At 72.1% G+C, this 18776-nt stretch carries 13 protein-coding genes; 7 read left to right on the top strand and 6 right to left on the bottom strand.

Annotation, left to right across the window (positions count from 1 at the left end):
- Position 1: 1 nt before the first annotated feature.
- Genes WME90_RS44030 through WME90_RS44020 form a run of 3 tightly spaced genes read right to left on the bottom strand, consistent with a single transcriptional unit; the run spans position 2 to position 5641 of the window.
- Positions 2-2194 carry a DUF2169 domain-containing protein gene (locus tag WME90_RS44030; RefSeq protein ID WP_437278087.1) on the bottom strand — a complete coding sequence of 731 codons (2193 nt, stop codon included), beginning with the start codon at positions 2192-2194 and terminating at the stop codon, positions 2-4.
- Positions 2191-3432, bottom strand: a complete 1242-nt coding sequence (locus WME90_RS44025) for a TIGR02270 family protein (RefSeq protein WP_437278086.1) — start codon at positions 3430-3432, stop codon at positions 2191-2193. The genes WME90_RS44030 and WME90_RS44025 overlap by 4 nt, the downstream gene beginning before the upstream one ends.
- Before the next feature lie 31 nt (positions 3433-3463).
- Positions 3464-5641, bottom strand: a complete 2178-nt coding sequence (locus WME90_RS44020) for a type VI secretion system Vgr family protein (protein WP_437278085.1) — start codon at positions 5639-5641, stop codon at positions 3464-3466.
- Between the two features lie 204 nt (positions 5642-5845).
- Between WME90_RS44020 and WME90_RS44015 the strand changes: the two genes are divergently transcribed.
- From WME90_RS44015 to WME90_RS43995, 5 genes are all read left to right on the top strand, one after another.
- Positions 5846-7318 (top strand): hypothetical protein, encoded by a 1473-nt coding sequence (locus WME90_RS44015; protein WP_437278084.1) that lies wholly within the window; start codon positions 5846-5848, stop codon positions 7316-7318.
- Between the two features lie 175 nt (positions 7319-7493).
- Entirely contained in the window at positions 7494-8426 is a 933-nt protein-coding gene (locus tag WME90_RS44010) for a hypothetical protein (protein WP_437278083.1), read from the top strand.
- On the top strand, positions 8402-9415 hold the full coding sequence (locus WME90_RS44005) for a glycosyltransferase family protein (RefSeq protein ID WP_437278082.1): 1014 nt from the start codon (positions 8402-8404) through the stop codon (positions 9413-9415). The genes WME90_RS44010 and WME90_RS44005 overlap by 25 nt, the downstream gene beginning before the upstream one ends.
- A gap of 301 nt (positions 9416-9716) precedes the next feature.
- Positions 9717-12119 carry a glycosyltransferase gene (locus tag WME90_RS44000; protein WP_437278081.1) on the top strand — a complete coding sequence of 801 codons (2403 nt, stop codon included), beginning with the start codon at positions 9717-9719 and terminating at the stop codon, positions 12117-12119.
- 112 nt (positions 12120-12231) lie between these two features.
- Positions 12232-12831, top strand: a complete 600-nt coding sequence (locus WME90_RS43995; protein ID WP_437278080.1) for a glutathione peroxidase — start codon at positions 12232-12234, stop codon at positions 12829-12831.
- Between the two features lie 46 nt (positions 12832-12877).
- On the opposite strand, the gene WME90_RS43990 is transcribed toward WME90_RS43995, so the two are convergent.
- Positions 12878-13921 (bottom strand): cellulose binding domain-containing protein, encoded by a 1044-nt coding sequence (locus WME90_RS43990; protein WP_437278079.1) that lies wholly within the window; start codon positions 13919-13921, stop codon positions 12878-12880.
- Between the two features lie 280 nt (positions 13922-14201).
- Here WME90_RS43990 and WME90_RS43985 point away from each other — a divergent pair, with 280 nt between their 5' ends.
- Entirely contained in the window at positions 14202-15023 is an 822-nt protein-coding gene (locus WME90_RS43985) for an aldo/keto reductase (protein ID WP_437278078.1), read from the top strand.
- A 69-nt stretch (positions 15024-15092) separates the two neighbouring features.
- Here the strand turns inward: WME90_RS43985 and WME90_RS43980 are convergent, their stop codons facing one another.
- Positions 15093-16034: a phosphatidylinositol-specific phospholipase C domain-containing protein gene (locus tag WME90_RS43980; RefSeq protein WP_437278077.1), complete on the bottom strand. Its 942-nt coding sequence runs from the start codon at positions 16032-16034 to the stop codon at positions 15093-15095.
- Positions 16035-16445: 411 nt separating this feature from the next.
- On the opposite strand from WME90_RS43980, the gene WME90_RS43975 reads away from it, so the two are divergent.
- Positions 16446-17504 carry an AraC family transcriptional regulator gene (locus tag WME90_RS43975; protein WP_437278076.1) on the top strand — a complete coding sequence of 353 codons (1059 nt, stop codon included), beginning with the start codon at positions 16446-16448 and terminating at the stop codon, positions 17502-17504.
- Here WME90_RS43975 and WME90_RS43970 read toward each other — a convergent pair.
- Positions 17480-18775, bottom strand: coding sequence for a tyrosinase family protein (locus WME90_RS43970; RefSeq protein WP_437278075.1), 1296 nt, complete (start codon positions 18773-18775; stop codon positions 17480-17482). The genes WME90_RS43975 and WME90_RS43970 overlap by 25 nt on opposite strands.
- Between the last annotated feature and the right edge of the window lies 1 nt (position 18776).

The raw sequence follows: 18776 nt of genomic DNA, 5'->3' as shown, positions 1-18776 counted from the left end.
GTCAGGTGGGTGCGGGCGCGGCGTCGGGCACCGAGCGGAGGAACGACGCGCCGAGGCCGTCGGCCGCGACCTTCGCGGGGCGGCGCTTGCGCGGGGGGATGAGCGGCTCCGACGAGGGGCGCGCGTCCGGGGCGACGCGCTGCCGGCGCGGGCGCGCGGGGCGCCGGGCAGGGGCGGCCGCGGTGGGTGCCGCGGCGGGCCACGGGGAGGCGGCGGGCGACGATTCGAGGACGTAGGACGGCGCGATGCGCGGCTGGGGGAGGGCGTACGACGGCGCGCCGGGCGGCGGCGAGGGCGGCGAGGCAACGAGCGCCGAGGCCGCGGCTGCGCCCGACGCCCACGGCGATTGCGGCTCCGGGGCGGCGTGCAGCGCCGCGCCCGACACCCATGGCAGGGAGCGCTCGTGCGCGGGCGGCGCGGGAGGGTGCGCGGACGGCGCCTGGGGAGCAGCGAGCTCGGGCGCCGCCGGTGCTGGCGCGAACGGCAGCACGCCGGACACCGCCGCCGGTGCCGGCGCGAACGGCAGCACGCCGGACACCGCCGCCGGTGCTGCTGGCGCGAACGGCAGCACGCCGGACACCGCCGCCGGTGCCGGCGCGAACGGCAGCACGCCGGACACCGCCGCCGGCGCTCGGACCGGCGGCGCAGGCGATCCCGCCGCGGGGGCGACGAACGGCAGCACGCCGGACACCGCCGCGCCGTCGCGGGCGCCAGGGGAAGACGGGGCGGCGGGCGCGAACGGCAGCACCCCGGGAGCTGCAACCGCCGGCGTCGGCGCCACGAAGGGCAGGCCGCCGCGCCGCGGCTCCGCAGGCGGCGTCCCCGCTGCGGCAGGCATCTCCGCCGTGCCAGATCTCGCGAGGCGCGGTGCTCCCGCGGAGGCCGCGGGCGGCCGGAACGGCAAGGCGGGGTTCGGCTGCCCTTCGTCCGGATCGAGCGGCACCGTCCCGGCCAGCGGATGCTCCGCCGCCCCGCGCCTTGCCCGCTGCACGCTCGCCGCCGCCGACGACGCCTCCTCGGGATCCAGCGCCACCGTCCCGGCCAGCGGATGCTCCGCCGCCCCGCGCCCTGCCCGCTGCACGCTCGCCGCTGCCTGCGCCGCCCGCGCCAGCTGCGGCGCCGCCTGCGCCCGCTCCGCGCGGAGCGGCGGCGCTGCCGCGGGGTCCCACGGCACGTCCTCGCCCGGGAGCGCGACCCTGGCCTCGACACGGGCGCCGGCGAGGGCCTCCTCGCCCGGCAGGAGCGCGCTGCCGCGCCACACGAGCGAGCACAGCCATCGGTCGGCGTCGATCACGAGCATGTCGGCGACCAGCGGCACCGCCCGCGGCCGCGCCGCACCCCCGAACGCGACCCGCGCCTCGGCGACTGGGCCGGGCAACCAGGCTTCGATGCGCTCGAGATCAGGGTGCATCCCCTCGATCAGGATCCACTCGTTCCCCCGGAGGAACGGCGTCTGCTGATCGGCCGGCGCCGCCTGGAAATAGGCCCAGTCGAAGCCGTCCGGGATCACCGGCCACGGGGCCTGCACGCCGCGCGGATCGGCGTTGCCCAGCCGGCGCTGCCGCGAGGGCCAGCGCGCCGCGATCGGCCCGAAGCCGGCGGCGCGCGTCGGTTGCCGAGGATCGATGATGTTGGGCGCGCGGCCGGCGCGCGGATCGACGCCGGCCGGGTTGTCGGGGTCGGCCGGGCCGCCGGGGGCGCGATCGTAGCCGAGCGGCATGGCGAGGAACGGCTGCGGGGCGCCGCGGCCGTTGCCGCCGCGGTCGCCGTAGACGTGCAGGGTCTTGTCGAGCAGCACGGCCGCGTCGAGGCCAACACGAAGGCGGACGGGGACGAGCGGCGCCGGGCTCCGGTGACGGGCCCAGGCGTGACCGCCGAGGAGGATGTCGGCGCGCGGGAGGTACGGGGCCATCTCCGCGGCCGCGGCGACGGGGGCGCGCAGGTCGGCCGCGGCCACGGGGGCGCGCGGGTCGGCCGCGGCCACGGGGGCGCGCGGGTCGGCCGCGGCGGGGGCGGCGCGCAGCACGTCCGCCGCGACGATCGGCGCGGGCGGGAGGGGGGACATGGCGCGCTTGTGATCGAGCTGGAAGGTCGCCTTGACGATCACCGCGAGCATCACCTGCCCCCGGGAGCGGAAGGGGCGCACCGCGACCGCGGCGTGCCCGAGGGCGCGCGGCGCGGGCGGCGCCCTCACCGCGAGGCCCCGAGCGCGGCCCTCTGCCGCTCGACCCGCGCGGTGACGTCGAACAGCGGGCGGCCGGGCGCGCGGGCCGCCCGCTCGAACGCCGCGCCCGCGCGGCGCCGCTGGCCGCCCAGCCGGAGCACGCGATCGAGCGCCCCGTCCTCCAGCGGCTGGCCCTCCACATGGCGCACCCCGTACGCGGAGCGCCCGCGGTGCGCCGCCCAGAACGCCCGCCCGTTCGGCCCGTGAGGCCACGCGAGCTGCGTGTCCGGGTCCATCTTCACGCTGGTGTCGCGCGGATCGTCGCTCGGCCCGGCGTCGAAGCCGGGCGCCGGGGCCCCGCGCAGCGCCCCCTCGATCGGCGCGCCGGTGATGCGCGACAGCGCCTCGCCGGCGAGCCGCGCGAGCGGCGCGGCGTCCAGCCGCTCGATCACCCACGGCAGCAGCGCCGGATCGCCCAGCGCCCCCGCCGCGACCAGGCAGACCCGCTCGAGCCCCGGCGAGCGCGTCAGCGCCTCGATCCGCCGGCGGGCCTCGCCCGGCGGGCTCACGCGGGCGGCGCAGTCGGCCGCCTCCTCGGCGAACGCGCCGCCCCGCCCGGCGACGCTCCACAGCGCCTCGTCCGCGCCGCGCACCCCGAGCAGCGCGCCGGCCCACGCCGACCAGAAGCGCCCGGCCTCGTCGTCCGAGCCAAAGGCGCCGCGGAGCTCCCCGGCCAGGTCGCCGCGTCCGAGCGCGCCGGCCGCGCGGAAGGCGAGCGCGCGGACCGCCGCGTCGCCGTCGGAGAGCGCGTAGCCAAGGATCTGCCCGGGATCGCGGCGGTGCGCGAGGCACGCGGCCAGCGCGAGGCGGCGCAGCGCCGGCGGCTGGTCCACCGACAGCATCGGCGCCACGATCGCGAACGCGTCGGCCGGCGACGCCCACGCGAGGGCGCCCGCGATGCCGGCGGCGGGCTCGTCCTCCTCCTCGGTCGCGTCGAGCACGGCCGCGAACCCCGGGTAGTCGCGCGCCTCGATCGCGGCGACCGCGGCCGCGAAGAACGCGCCGGGGTCCTTCGTCGAGAGGGCGGCCAGCGTGAGCTCCCAGCCGGGCTCCCCCGCGATCCGGAGCCCATCGAGGTGGGCCTCGACGCGCTCCTCGAGCTCCGCGAGATCGGCCAGCGTGTAGTGGTGCGACCTCACGGCCATCTCGCGGAGCTCCCAGAGGAACGACGCCATCTCCGCGTGATCTGCCACCACCTCGTGAACCATCCGCCTCGGCTCCGATCCTGCGCGACGCCGCTCAGTTGATGTCGACCCCGCTCCCCGAGAGCTTGATGTTCGAGCCCGCCTTGACGCTGACGTCGCCGTCGCTCTTCACCTCGACCTTCGCGCCCTCCACCTTGACGGTGCCCGAGCCCTTCACGGTGATGTCCGACCCCTCGACCGTGATCTTGCCGGAGCTGTCGACGATGATCTTGCCGCTCCCGCACTCGAGGGTGAACTTCTCGCCGACCTTGACGGTCTTCTTCGCGCCGACGGACTCTGTCGCATCCACGTCGATGTTCCGGGTCTCGGTGCCGCCGACCGACAGCGTGTCGTCGCCGCCGACGGTGGTGTTGCGCTTCGTGCCGACCTCCAGCGTCGCGCGATCGCTCACCTTGACGGTCTCCTCGCCGCCGACCGTGAGCTCGCGCTTGCCGCCCACCGACTCGATGTCGTCCTTCCCGACATCGGTCTTCCTGCTCTGCCCGATCTTCAGCGTCGCGTTCTCGCCGATGTCCACGCTCTCGCTCTGGACGACGCCGAGCGTGCGGTTCGCGCCGATCTTCTCGTTGTGATCGCGGCCGACCTCCGTGGTCTTGAAGGCGCCGATCGACTCCCACTGGCTGTTGTCGATACGCTTCTTCCGGTCGTGGCCGACGGTCAGGCGCTCGTCGTGGCCGACGGACTGGGTCTTGTCGTTCTCGACCTCGATGTTCCAGTCCTTCTGCGCGTGCAGGTAGATCTCCTCGGAGCCCTTCCTGTCCTCGAACCTGAGCTCGTTCGAGCCGCCGCCGCCGGGGGAGGTGTCCGACTTGATGGTGCTCTTCGTCTTCTCGGCCGGCAGCGCGTAGGGCGGCACGTTCGCGCCGTGGTAGACGCGCCCGACGATCAGCGGGCGATCCGGGTCGCCCTCGAGGAAGTCGATGACCACCTCGTGGCCGACGCGCGGGATGTACATCGATCCCCACGCGGCGCCCGCCCAGATCTGGCTCACGCGCATCCAGCACGAGCTTTGCTCGTTGCGGCGCCCCTGCCGATCCCAGTGGAACTGCACCTTCACCCGGCCATAGATGTCCGTGTAGATCTCCTCGCCGGCCGGGCCCACGACGATCGCCGTCTGGATGCCGCGGGGCGTCGGCTTGGGCGTCTGCACGGGCGTCCGGTAGGGCACGTCGTCCGGGATGCACTGGAATCGATTGGAGTACCCGACGACGCTCTCCTGCGACTCCCCCCCGACGGCGCGCGAGCCGAAATGGTCGACGCGCGTGATCAGGTATCCGCGGTTGAAGCTCTCGCGGCCGTGGTCCTCGAGCGTGAAGGTGGTCCCGGGCGTGAACCGGAGCACGCTCCCCTGCCCCTCGGCCGTGCGGCGCACGAGCTGGAGCTGCTCGAGCCGCAGCTTCGCGAGCTGGGTGCCCTCCTCGGGCAGGTCGTGCTCGGTGGCGTACACGTACACCTCGAGATCGGTGTCGCGGTCGGCGGCCGCCTCCCCCTGGAGGCTCAGGCTGGGCTTCTGGAAGTTGTAGTCGCGGACGGTGACCTTGCCGGGCCGGACCTCCTCGGCCATCGAGAAGCGGGAGATCGCCTCGTGCGCGGAGAGCGCCCCGCCGACCGCCCGGTACGGCACGACGCTCGGCCCGGCGATGGGCTCGTGGACGAACGGGGCGTCGCCGAAGACGAGGACGTGGTTGTCGGCCTTGTGCTCGAAGAAGCAGAACATGCCTGTCTCTTCCATCAGGCGGCTGATGAAGGCCCAGTCCGTCTCGGCGTACTGCACGCTGTACTCTCGCCGGTCGTGCGTCATCGTCGTCGCGACCCGGAAATCGTCGGAGGACAGGCCGGCGGCGCGGAGCACCTTGTCGATGATCTCCGGCGCCGTCGCCTCCTGGAAGATGCGGTAGTCGTGGCGGTGCTGCAGGCGCCACGCCCGCGGGACGACCGTCGCCAGGTACGTGGTGACCGTGCGGCCCTCCTCGTGCTGCTCGAAGCGCGCGACGATGCCGTGGATATATCGAGTCGACGCGTCGGTCCGGATCGTGAGCAGGCACGTTTGCCCGACCAGCCCGTCGAACGCGAGCGCGGCGTCCATCGACGCGAGCGTCACGCGGAAGTGGAACAGCCGCGATATGCCCTCATGGCCCTCGATCCGCGCGACGCGCCACGGATCGGTCGCGCCTTCTACAGCGAAATCAAACTCGATCGCACCGTCCGACATCGACCGCCTCGCCCGTCTCGGAGCCCGGCCGTCGAGGCTACCATCGCTCGCCGGCCGGGGGGGCACATTCACGCGCGTGAAGACGCGCGTCTTCACGCGCGTCGACGGCGTTGACGCACGGGTTACGCACCTTGACGCACGGCAAGCGCGGGCATAGTCAGACCGGGCGCCGGGGGAACATCGGACAGCGGATCGCGCGGATTCATGGGCAACGTCTGGCAGGTCGTCGATGCGTACGGAGACGTCGGCTTCGTCCGCGCGGCCGGCGCCGTCCTCCCCGACGGCGCGGAGCCGATCGAGCCTCACCTGGCCGCGCTCGAGGTGCCCGCGTGGTTCCCTTCCGAGGAGCCCGACCGCGAGCGCGTCGATCTCCTGAGCGAGCTGTGCGCCGCGGGCGCCGGCATCGTGTCGCTCGACGCGGCGCGCGAGCTCGATCTGCTCCGCGAGCGCGTCGCCGAGCTGCTCCGGACGGGGTGCATCCTCGCCTTCCGCGGCCCGCCGCCCCGCGCCCCCGAGGCGCGCAGGCCGCTCGACGTGCCGCCGCCGGCGCAGCCGTCGCCGAAGGCGCCCGACATCGTCCATGCGCTCGTCGGCGTGATCCAGGTCGACTTCTCGGCGAACCACGTTGTGGAGCGGGACTCTCTCGGAAACTTCGCCTCCCCCGAGTGGCTCAGCACGCGGCAGGCGGCGGATCAGTCGCCGGTCTGCTACGCCCGCGGCGCGCGCGTCCCGCTCGCCGTGGTGCTGCGCGTGCTCCGGCCGCCCACCGGGACCGAGCCCGTGCAGCTGCGCGGCCGCGCCATGGCCGGCGGCGCCACGCTCGAGTGGACCTGCACGGTGAGCGTGTCGCCCAGCTCGGTCGACGTCTCCACGCCCACGATGACGAGCAGCGCGCCGCTGCCGGACGTCGTCGCCTGCTACGATCCCCTGACGATCGCGTGGGAGGCGAACGCCGCCGGCACCGGCTGGGTCGGCGCGGGCACGACCACGCACCTCGTGTACGCGGTGCTCGGCGCCCCGGCGGGCACGGTGTACTGGACGCTCGTGGACATCTCGTGCCGCGCGGCGCAGGGCGAGACCACCGAGGGGCGCGTCGTGTCGCAGAGCTTCGCGCCGTTCACGACGCGCGCGCTCACGCGCAAGCGCGACGGCGTGGGCCTCACGTACTGGAACCCGAACACGACGACGTGCACGAACACGCGCCTGCTGCTCGCGAGCGCCGATGGCAGCGGGCAGTGCGGCTCGTGGGCCGAGCTCTTCGTCGACATGCTCAAGGTCCACGGCATCACGAGCGCCGACAAGGTGGTGGTCGTCGTCACGGTGCCGGCGTGGACCTCGGGATCACAAGGGTTCCTCGTGAAGAACTGGCAGTGGAACGCGGCCACGCAGCCCGCGCCGTGGACCCACCGCATGTGGACCGACGTCGTCAACCTGCCGGGGATCCCCGGCCAGCGGAACCCCGAGCCCCCGCCCGCGTTCTTCAACCATTTCATCGTCGTGCACGGCGGTCAGCTCTACGACCCGTCGTATGGCGGCGGACCGTTCGCCGACGCGGCCTCGTGGGAGACCGGCGCGATCGACGGGCTCTTCGCGGCCGCGCTCGCCGGCTATCCGAAATCGTCGAACCCGCAGGCCCTCGTGCAGCTGTGGAACATGCGCACGAACGCCCGCATCTAGCGCGGCGCGCAGGTCGACCGGCATGCCCTCGCCCCTCTCGACCGACGCGCCCCTCTCGACCAGCGCGCCTCGCTCGACCCATGCTCCCTGGAGGCCGCGACGCGGGCCTCCCGCGGCCGCGCTCCTCGCCTTCCTCGCGGCCGCCGCGTGTCGCCCTGCCCCCGGATCTGCGCCCATGAACGAAACGCCCCCTCCGCCTCTCGCGCTCTCTCCCGCCGCGCTGCCCGACGCCCCGCGCGCCGACACCTTGCGCCTCGTCGCGATCGGCGCCGCGCCGGTGCTGCTCGCCTCGTCGACGCACAGCGCGTCGCCGCCGCACCACACGGAGATCTGGGCCTTGCCGCTCGCGGGCGGCGGTCCGTCGGGCACCGTCGCCACGATCCCGCAGCTCTTGCCCGCGCTGCCCCGCTGGGACGCCGCGGCGGCGGAGAACGGCGCCCTGTCGTTCGTCGTGGAGGTCGCAGGCGGCGCGGTGAACGCGCTCGTCCGGCTCGACGGCGCCTCCGGTCAGCGCACCTCGCTCACCGCGCACCGGCCGTTCGCGAGCTTCAGCGGGCCGCGGTTCGTGCGCGGCGCGGGCGCCGTGTCCGCCGTCGTCGACAACGCGACCGCGGTCGTGCTGGAGGCCCCGGCGGCCGATGGGGCCGCGGTGGAGCGCCCGATCGGCGAGTGCATCGATGTCGTGGTCCTCGCCGGCCCGCCGGGCCCCACCGCGGTGTGCAAGCGCGTCGCTCCGGGCGCCTCGCGCGGCGGCGCGCTGCCCGGCACCGTGCGCGTCTCGCCGCTCGATCCGGCCTACCGCCCTGCCGGCGCCGAGGAAGCGCCGTTCGGCGAGCGCCGCGTCTTCGAGCTCGACGCCGATCGCGCGGGCGGCGGGCTCGTGATCGTCGCGACGTCGGCCTCCCACCTGCTCGTCGCGCACCGCCCGGCGCCCGGCGCCGCGTTCCGCGTGCTCCCCGTGGACCCAGGCGGCGCCGATCCGGGGACGTTCTCGGCGCCGTGTGTGCTCGTCACGGATCGCACCGTGACCGTCGCGGTGCTCTCGAAGGCGCGCACGCCCGACGCGCGCGCGCTCGCGGCCACGTGGCCGCTGGACCCGCCGCCGTGACGGGCGCGGCCGTCGTTCCACCCTCGCCCCCCTCGCCCATGCGCCGTCGCGTCCTGTACATCGGCAATTTCGGACCGTCGTTCTCGACCGAGAACCACGTCGGCGAGAGCCTGCGCGAGCTCGGCGTCGAGGTCGTGAAGGCCCAGGAGAGCGACCTCACCCTGGAGCAGCTCGACGGGATGGCGCGCGACGTCGATCTGCTGCTCTACACCCGCACCTGGGGCCTGCGCGGCGGGGACGCGCTGCGCTGGATCACGCAGCTGCCCATCCCGACGGTCTCGTACCACCTCGATCTGTACGCCGGCCTTTCGCGGGGCCGCGATCTCCGGCTCGACCCGTTCTGGCGCACGCAGCACGTGTTCACGCCCGACGGCGGGAGCGAGGCCTTCTTCCGGGCGCAGGGCGTGCGCCACCATTATTTGAAGCCCGGCGTGTACGGCGCCGAGTGCTACCTCGCCAAGGCCGACCCCGAGTTCGCCGCTGACGTGTGCTTCGTGGGCTCCTACGATTATCATCCGGAGTGGCCTTATCGGAGGCGGCTCGTCGATTTCCTGTCGGACACCTACGGCCGCCGCTTCGTGAAGCACGGGGCGCCGGAGAGCTGCGTGCGCGGCGACGCCCTCAACCGCCTGTACGCCTCCGCGAAGGTCGTTGTGGGCGACAGCCTGTGTGTCGGCTTCGATCACCCGCATTACTGGTCCGATCGCATCTACGAGACGCTCGGCCGGGGGGGCTTCATGATCCACCCCTACATCTTCGGCCTGGAGGAGGAGTTCCGGGATCGCGAGCACGTGGTCTTCTACCCGTTCGGCGATTTCGCGGCCCTGCGCCGCCTCATCGACTATTATGTGAAGCACGACGACGAGCGCGAGGCGATCCGGCGCGCCGGGCACGCGCGCGTCAAGGAGGGCTCTACCTATGTGCACCGCATGCGCCAGATGCTCGGCGTCCTCGGCGAGCACCACGCGGGGCTGAGGGGCTGGGTGTGACCCTGGCTTGGTGGAGGGCCCTCGCGACGCCGGGACTCCGCCTGGAGCACCGCGCAGGTTGAAATCGCGTGAATTCAACAGGATGCGCCCCCGCCGTATACGCCGGGGAGAAAGCTGGAACGACGCGGAGTGCGGGAAGGAGAGAAACCGCAAGGGCGCGAGGGGCGCAAGGAAACAGAGATAAAATCTGTTCCCCTCTCCCCCTTGCGTCCCTTGTGCCCTTGCGGTTCTCTTCCCATCTGCTGAATTTCTATGGATCTTGACGTGGTCGGTGCTCCAGGCGGGGCGGTATCGAGCTGAGATGCGGATCCACATCGTCACCAACATCGACAACGGCAAGGGGCTCGAGCGCGACTACCGTCTTCTCAGCAGCCTCCTGGAGAGCTGGGGGCACCGGGTCACCGGCGTTCACTTCCAGTCGCCCGAGAGCGCTGGAGGCGCCGATCTGGTCATCTTCCTCGAGGTCTACGAGCCGCGCCTCGCCGAGGGCGCGCCGCGCCGCTGGTTGATCCCCAACGCCGAGTGGTGGCGGCCGGAGGCCCGGTCCGCGCTCGACGATTTCGAGCTCGTCCTGTGCAAGACCCGGGACGCGCTGTCGCACTTCGCCCCGCTCACGCCGCGCGCCCGCCAACTCGGCTTCTTCTCGGAGGATCGCTGGGACCCGGCCGTGCCTCGGGCCCGGCGCTTCCTGCACGTCCCTGGCGGCTCCGACGCCAAGGGAACCGACTCCGTGCTCCTGGCCTGGGAGCGCCACCGGATCCCTTATCCGCTGACGGTCGTGTCGTCGCTCGGCTGGCCGTTGCGGCCGCGGAACGTCGAGTTCGCGGGGCGCGTCGACGAGCGGCGGCTCCGATTTTACCAGAACGCGTCTCGATTCCACCTCTGTCCGTCTCGTTATGAGGGCTGGGGCCATGTGATCCACGAGGGCCTGTCGGCCGGCGCCGCGGTCCTCGTGCCCGATACCGAGGCGATGAGCGAGATCGACGGCTGCGCGCTGCGCATGCCGGCCGCCCCGCACGGCGTGCAGGGCCTGGTGCGCACGCACGCGGTGGCTCCCGAGGACATCCGCGATGCGGTCGAGCGGTGCATGGCGTTCACGGAGGCGGATCTCCGGCGCATCCAGGAGGCGGCGCGGGACGCCTACCTGAGCGAGCGCGAGCGGTGCCTCGCCAGCTTGTGGGAGGTGCTTGGCGAGCGGCCGGCGCTGAGGGGCGGCTCCTCGGCCGGCGCAGGCGACTCCGCGGCCGGCGCGGGCGGCTCCGCGGCCGGCGCAGGCGGCTCCGCGGCCGGCGCGGACGGCTCCGCGGCGGAGGCTCGCGCAAGGACCGCCGCGCCGCCGCGCATCGCCCTCGTGATCCCGTGCCATGCGTCGACCGCGCCGCTCGTGCGGCGCGCCGTGCTCGCGCTGCGCGCGCAGACGGCCGCCCCGTCGTCCTTCGAGGTCGTGGTGGTGTGCGACGGCGACGACCCGGGCGGCGCGATCCGCGCCGCGCTGGAGCCGGGCTCGCACGCCTTCCGGGTCGAGATCGTCGACAGCCCGCGCCCGCGCGGGCAATTCCCGCACTGCAGCCACGCCAGGAACGCGGGATTTCGCGCGGCCCGGGCGCCCTTGATCTGGTTCCTGGACGCCGATGTCCTGCTCTCGCCCGAGGCGGTCGAGCACGCGCTCTCGGAGCACGACGCGGCGCTCGCGCGCGGCGTGCCGGCCGTGCTCACGCCGGTGCTCACCCGCGTCGCGGTGCCGCCTGCCGCGTGGATAGAGCGCTCGGCCGCGTGGGCGGCCTCCGGTGCGGCCGAGGGGCTCGCCCCGCTCCTCGCGGCCACGCCGCTCGACGGAGGCGTGCCCGGGGTCCAGGGAGACCGGCTCCGCCCCGGCGCCCCGAGCTCCGAGTCGCTCTCCGATCTGCGCGACGGCATGCCCATCGTCTGGCGAGGCCTCGTCGATGCCCTCGGCGGCTTCGACGAGTGGTTCATCGGCGGGGGCGCCGAGAAGGGCGCCTTCGTCGATCTGCTGGAGGGCGCGCGGCGCGCCGACCTCATCGACCTGCGCCTGCTCACGAGCGTGCGCGCCCTGCGCCAGCCGCAGAAGGCCGCTCCGGAGGCGTTTCACGTCCACATCCAGCGAGGGCGGGACGAGCGCGACCGCCGCGCTCGGGAGATCGGCCATGGCGCGCGGTGGTGGCGAACGCGGCTCGCCGCGATCCGGGCGGCGCTGCCGTCGGCGATCACGGCTGCGGCCCCGGGCGCGTCGACGGGGGAGCCGCTCCCGGACTGCTCTCCGGACGCCATCGAGGCGCGCGCGCGGCTCGTCCGCGGCGTGAGGGCGGTCGCCGCGCCCACCTTGCGCGGGCTCTACGGCGGCGTCGTCGTGGTCGGCGAGGCCGCCGAGCTCCTCGCGCAGGACGTCGCGCACGTGTGCGGCCTCGCGGCCCGCGCGACGACCGTGGCCGGGCTCGCCACGCTGCCCGCGAACCGCGCCTGCGGGGTCATCCTGAGCGGCGTCCTCGCCGGCGCGACGGAGCAAGAGCGGGCGCGCGTGCTGGACCAGGCGCGACGCATCGTGAAGGCGACGGGGCCGCTCCTTGTTGCAGAGATCGAGGGCGGCTCGGGGGCGCGCGGCGCCGCCACGGCGGCTGGAGATGCGGCGCCCGCGGCCGCCGATGTGCGGGTGCGCGTCGAGCGCGTCGGCGTGTCCGCCTCGTAGCCTTAGCTCTCGGCCTGGGAGTCTGCAGGATGACGGTCCCGTTGTGTACGCGCACCGCTCGACGCGGCCCGGGCGCGCGTCTATCCATGCCGTCATGGAACGCTCGCCGCGCATGCTCCGATGCCGACTCGCCCTGACCACGTCGCTCGCCCTCGCCTGCGTGTCGGGCTGTGGAAAGGACGTCGAGCGCCCCTCGCCGGAGCGCACGCCCGGCGCTGCTCAGGAAGGAAAGGCCATGTCGCTCTACGACTTCACCGTGAAGACCATCGACGGACAGGACCGCTCCCTCGGCGAATACCGGGGCAAGGTGCTGCTCGTGGTGAACACCGCATCGGAATGCGGCTATACACCCCAGTACGCGGGGCTCGAGGCGCTCCACGATCGGCTCAAGGATCGTGGCTTCGCCGTCCTCGGCTTCCCATCCAACGATTTCGGCGCGCAGGAGCCGGGAACCGACGCCGAGATCGCCGCCTTCTGCTCCACGAAGTTCGGCGTCAGCTTCCCCATGTTCTCGAAGATCCCGGTCAAGGGTGGCGGCAAGCACCCCCTCTATGCCTTCCTCACGCAGGCCGCGCCTGCCGGTGAGGTGAAGTGGAACTTCACAAAGTTCCTGATCGGCAAGGACGGGTCTGTGATCGCGCGGTTCGAATCGGCCGTGGCGCCGGACGATCCGAAGCTCACGCAGGCGATCGACAGCGCGCTCGGCGGGTGAGGAAGGGAGCGCCCGGGCCCCCGCCTTCGGCCAGACCAGACCGCCGTCAATTGCAGTCGAGGCACCTCCACTCGACCTGTCCAGACGCTGAGACCCCGAACCGCTGAGCGGTGTACTTCTCGATATCGATCAGGTACCCCGACGGCCGGGCGTTCTGCGTGCAACACCCGCTGCAATCGGAGTCGGAGCACATGTCATACACCTTGACGTCGATCTCCTTGCCATCCTTCCGAAGGCGCAGGGTCTTGAGCTTGTACCTCTCGAAATCCTTGGAGTGCACCGCGGCGATGTTGTTCTCTCTGACCCAGCTCTCCGGCTGCTTTCCGTCGAGGGCCGCGAACTGACCGGCCCACGTGCACCCGTTGTACTCGATGCACTCCTCGCTGCCGGGGTCGGGGTAAGACTCGAACTCCGTCAGGCTGGCCGTCTGCCACACCACGGCCGAGCCACCGCCACTGCCTCCACCGCCCGTCGTGCTGCCGCCGCCCGTCGTGCTGCCGCCACCCGTGCCCGTCGTGCTGCCGCCACCCGTGCCCGTCGTGCTGCCGCCGCTCGAGGTGGTGCTGCCGCCGCCGCCCGTCGTGCTACCGCCGCTCGAGGTGGCGCTGCCGCCGCTGCCCGTCGTGCCGCTGCTGGAGCAGCTGGTGTCGCGGAGCTCGATGCGGGACGGGTTGAACGAGGACGTCGAAGTAGTGGAAAAATTGAGTGTGAATGACGCGCCGCGCGCGACGGACACGTTCGATGTCCTCGAATAGGTACACCTCGAGCCGGCTTGCGTGTGGGCCCAACCCGGCTCGTGATGATCGCACGTGACGCCGGCCGGCACGTCGAATGCAACGGTCGGCTTCTTCAGCGCGCTCGCGCCCGTGTTCTTGACCTTGATCGTCCCCCAGTACTCCGGTGCTCCTTTGTACGAGCTCGCCGTGACCGAATACGAACAGGCTGCAAGATTCTGGTCCATCTCGCTCGTGTCTTCGGCCGTGGGGATCGTGTCGGCCGAGCACGCCGCGAAGGAGAAGGCTGCTCCCGCAGACGCGGACGCGAACGCAAGCTGAGCTGCCCGCAGACCCCGGATTCGATCGGTGCGCATGCTAAGATCCTTTCCTGCGTGCATCGCTGACAGGTCGCGATGTAATGACATATCCTCCCCCTCAGCGCTGGATATACGTGATTTGTAGCACTGCCGTGCTGGGCTGTCGAGACGAGGAGCTCGGGATTTGCGCCAGGCGCCGCGTGAGTCCTTTCGGCAGTCTTCACGGCGTCCTCTTGCGCTTGCCGTCGACCTTCACCGCGACTAACTTCTCGGCCTCGTCAGCTCACTCTTTGCGCTCGCCCAAGCGGAGCGAGGAACGAAGCCAGGGGGTCCGCCAATGATCGAATCACCACGCCTGCAGATGATCGACGGTCGCTACATTCCGCAGCTCGGGCTCGGGGTGTATCAATCAGCGCCTGGCGCAGAGACCGAAGGCGCCGTCCTCGAGGCGCTGCGCCTCGGCTATCGCCACATCGATACCGCCCAGTTCTATGGCAACGAGGCGGACGTCGGCAGCGCGTTGCGCAAGAGCGGCCTCGGGCGCGACGCGGTGTTCGTCACGACGAAGATCGCGAATTTCAACCAGGGGCGCGACGCGACGCAGCGCTCGCTCGAGCGCTCGCTGAAGGAAGCCGCGTTCGATGCCTACGATCTCGTGTTGATCCACTTTCCCGTCACCGGCAAGCGCAGCGACACCTGGCGCGCGCTCGTCGACGCGCAGAAGCGAGGCCTCGCGAAATCGATCGGCGTGAGCAACTACACCGTGCGGCACCTCGAGGAGCTCCTCGGCGAGAGCGCGGTGGTGCCGGCGATCAACCAGGTCGAGCTCAGCCCGTTCCTCGGGCAAACCGAGCTGCGTGCGTTCTGCGCAAAGCACGGGATCCTCGTGCAAGCGTACAGCCCGCTCACGCAGGGCGTGAAGCTCGGGCACAAAGACATCGTCTCCGCGGCGGCAAAGGTCGGGCGCACACCAGCGCAGGTGATGTTGCGCTGGGCCGTGCAGCACGGCTTGATCGTCCTGCCGAAGTCGGTGACGCCCGCGCGTATCGCCGAGAACGGCGCGATCTTCGACTTCGCGCTCGACGCCGACACGATGCGCACGCTCGACGGGCTCGATATCGGCTTCCGCGCGAGCTGGGATCCGACAGACGTCCCCTGATCCACGCCGCCAGCAAAGGGCGCTCAGGCGCTGCTCGGCAGGTGCTCCACGTGCGGGCTCAGCGCCTGCTCACGAGCAGGCGAAGGTATAGCCGGGCTTGAACCGATTGTGGCGGAGGATCAGGGACTCCAGGCACTCGCCATCACCCGTGTTCCCGACGAAATCGATGGCCACGATGCCGAGCCGAAGAGCGCTGTTCGTCAGGTGGGTCTTGAGGTAGTTCAGGACGTCCATGTTGACCACGGAGGCGGCGGTCCCCACATACGCGCCGGCGGCATAGCTGGCGAAGTTCAGGTAGAACTTGTCGGCGCCGACCTTGCCCCCGGCGGCGTCTTCAAGGCACCGCACCACGGCCGTCGCCTTGTCCTGGTTGTTCTGGTCCCAGCTCTTCTTTGTCCAGCGCTCCCAGCCGTTCTGGGTCTCGAACAGCTTGTTGTACGACGGCCCGTCGATGTGGAATCCGTTCCATTCGAAGCCGGCGCCTCCGGGGAGGTTCCCGCCGGTCCAGCCGGCGTTGCTGGCAGGATCGCAGGGGCGAACCAGGAGGATCTGGCCGCGAAACTCGTGCAGCTGCGGGATCCAGTCGGGGAACGACCAGCGGGCGCGGTCGATGAAGCGCAGGAACTTGCCCTCGAACTCCGAGGACGGGCGGTTGATCAGCAGCGGGTCGTTCTCCTGCTGCACGTTCATCAGGATGATCTCGCCGGGGTTGTCGGACAGGAACTTCACGCACTCGCGCTGCACGGCCCGGAAGGTGGTGAACTCCGGGGTGACGCCGTGGAAGATGAGGAAATCATCGTCGGGCAGGCCGTCGGCGTTCACGCAACGAATGTCGAGGAACCGGACGCCACGCGCCAGCTGCTCGGTGATGCTGAGGGCCTGACACTGGCTCATGCCGCCGCCGTACAGGGCGGCGGACTCGTGGCTGCCGACGATGCTCAGCGCGTGCAGCGGGGTGCTGTCCTCGACGCCCGACATCCAGTTCGACCCGTTCACCTTCAAATTCGACATTGGCTTCTCCTCAATCGTCCGGGATGCGCGCAGGCGCAGCCTCGTCCAGGGATCATGTCCTGTGCGTGGACTGATTCTGTCTGCTTGATTGCAGCGTGCATGCCAGCAGGGCGCGTCATCCTCGGAAGCGCTGGGCCCCCTATGTCAGCGGGAAGAATGCGAGCGGCGCCCGTCCGTTTCAGGGGGAGCGCCGCGCCCGCCCATGGCCTCTTCGGCAAGATCTTGCCCGCAAGCGATTGCCGTCGCGCGGTGCCCGGCAAGAATTTGCCGGCGGGTATTTGCCGAACGTGGGAAACGTAGCAGCAGAGTCCTGGCGGCCGTCGCGACCTTCGTCCAGATCGTCGCCCCGCCCGGAGCGCGCCGGCCTCCTTGCGCTGCCTCTGCCGGGTGCGCTTGAATCCGCGGGGTGCCATGAGCGACATCTCCGTGAAGGTCTTCCAGGCCATCGTCGCCGGCGCGGCGGCCGGAGGCGTAGCGCCTGCGGAGCTGCTCGCTGCCGCCGGGGTCGATCCGGCGGACCTCGCCGATCCGGACATGCGGTTCCCGCGCCCGGTCGAGGCCCGGCTCTGGTGCGAAGCCGCCCGACTCCTCGGCGATGACAGCTTCGGCCTGCACCTCGCGGAGCGGCTGCAGGTGGGCAGCCTCGGGGCGCTCGGGTTCGCGGTGCGGAGCAGCGCCACCGTCGGGGAAGCGCTTACGCGAGCGGCGCGCTACCTCCGCGTCGTGGCCCGCGGCCCCTCGCTCGAGATCCGGATCGACGGCGACACCGCCCATCTCCGCCACGAGCCGCCCCCGAGCGGCCCCGCGCCCTCGCGCCACGCCGTCGAGTTCTTCCTGGGCAACCTCGTCGTCCTCGCCAGGAGAGGCGCGGACCCGGCGTTCACCCCGCGCGCCGCGCGCTTTCGCCACGCCGCGCCCGCGCGGGTCGACGAGCACCGCCGCCTCTTCGGCGCCGGCCTGCGCTTCGGAGCCGCGCACGACGAGCTCGAGATCGAGCGCGCCTTCCTCTCGAGGCCTCAGGCGCACGCCGAGCCCCTGCTCTGCGAGGTGCTCGATCAACACCTCGCCTCGCTCGCCGCCGCGGTGCCGGCGGAGGCGAGCTTCCTCGACCGCGCGCGCTCGGCGATCGCGGCCGAGCTCGCCCACGGCGAGCCGACGCTGCCGGCGATCGCGGCGCGCCTGCGCATGAGCCCGCGCAGCGTCCAGCGGCGGCTCAAGGAGGAGGGCGCCTCGCTCTCGTCGGTGCTCGATCGGCTGCGCGCCGATCTCGCCGTGCGCTACCTGAGCGAGTCGCGCGACGCGATCTCGGAGGTCGCGTTCCTGCTCGGGTTCTCCGAGGTGAGCACGTTCCACCGCGCCTTCAAGCGCTGGACCGGCGTGACGCCGGCGGCCTACCGCCGCGGCGCGGGGAGCCCTCCGCGAAGGCCCGCGCGCGCGGCGCCGCGTCACTCGCCGAACAGCGCGTCATAGGCGTAAGGCAGCGCGTCGTGCGCGGTGAGATCGTCGAGCGTGTACGTCTCGCCGCCGCCGTACCAGGCGCCCTCGCTCGCGGTGAGCGGGTTGAAGCTCCGGTCGTCGCCCTCGAGCGGCGGCTTGTCCGCGTGCGTCTTTTCCCATGTGTACCAGTACCGATCGAGCTCGCTGTGGAGCATCCAGAACACGGGATCGACCGTCAGCTCGTTGAAATAGGTCACGGTGCCGCGCACGTCGGCGTTCGCCGGATCGAGCCCGCCCGCCCACAGGTGCATCCGGACGTGGGGCATGAAATTGAAGAGGGAATAGACGTCCTTGACGGCGTCGAAGAGCTCCATGTCCGGCGCCGCCTTCCGCGCCTCGACGGCCCCGATCCAGCCGATCTCGAAGAGGGCATTTGTCGTCTCCGCGCCTCCCTGCGAGCCGCTCGGGGGCTGGGAGAAGGTGTCGACGAGCGTCTGCACGGCCGCGCTGTCCGGCAGCTTCATCTCCAGCACATCCAGCCCCGACAGCGCCCTTGGGTAGTTCTCGAGGCGGAGCTCGGGGGTGACGTCGAGCGCATCGTAGAAATCGGCGAACGTGGCCTTGGCAAGGATGCGCCCGACATCTTCGGGCGCCTGCAGCGTATCGAAGACCTGGTTCTGCCCCGGCCAGCGCCCGAACACGATGCCGTAGCGCTCGCCCACCGCCTTGCCGTACCCGGCGTGCCCCTCGGGCAGGCCGGGCGGCACGATGGCCGTCCCGCCCTTGGGCTCGAACCCGTGGACCCAGTGCGGCAGATCTTGATCGTGGGCCGCGTCCCAGTACGGAAGGAACAGGAGGTCGGCCTCGCTCGGGTCGACCCCCTCCTCCTCGTCCCGCTGGCGGAGGGCGGCGCGGAGCATCTGCTCGGCCTCGAGGAGGAAGGCTCGGTGCCACGGCAGGAGCCGGTACCCCGACGCCTCGTCCATGACCTTGACGGTGATGGGCGAGGTCGCCTGGAGGTCGGCGCCGTGGTGGCGATTGCGGTGGTGGTCGTAGTGCTCGTCGTTGAAGACGTCGAAGAAGCCCTCCGCCACGGCGTACTCGTAGGCTCGCTTGAACCTGTCGATCTCTGCGCTCGTCATCGCCGAGGCGCTCTTGCGGACGATCCTCCCGGCTTCAGCGCTCGCGTCGCCTGCGTCCGCCGAGGGTTCGACGCCGCAGCCGAGCGAGAGCCCGAGCCACGCAGCCGCCGACGCCGCGATCACCCCACGCACGAACGCTCCTCGATGCACCTCACGTCTCATG

The organism is Sorangium sp. So ce375 (genome assembly GCF_051473855.1).
Taxonomy (GTDB): domain Bacteria; phylum Myxococcota_A; class Polyangia; order Polyangiales; family Polyangiaceae; genus Sorangium.
Note: the sequence above shows the minus strand (reverse complement) of the source record. Positions and strands in the feature narration are given on the sequence as shown.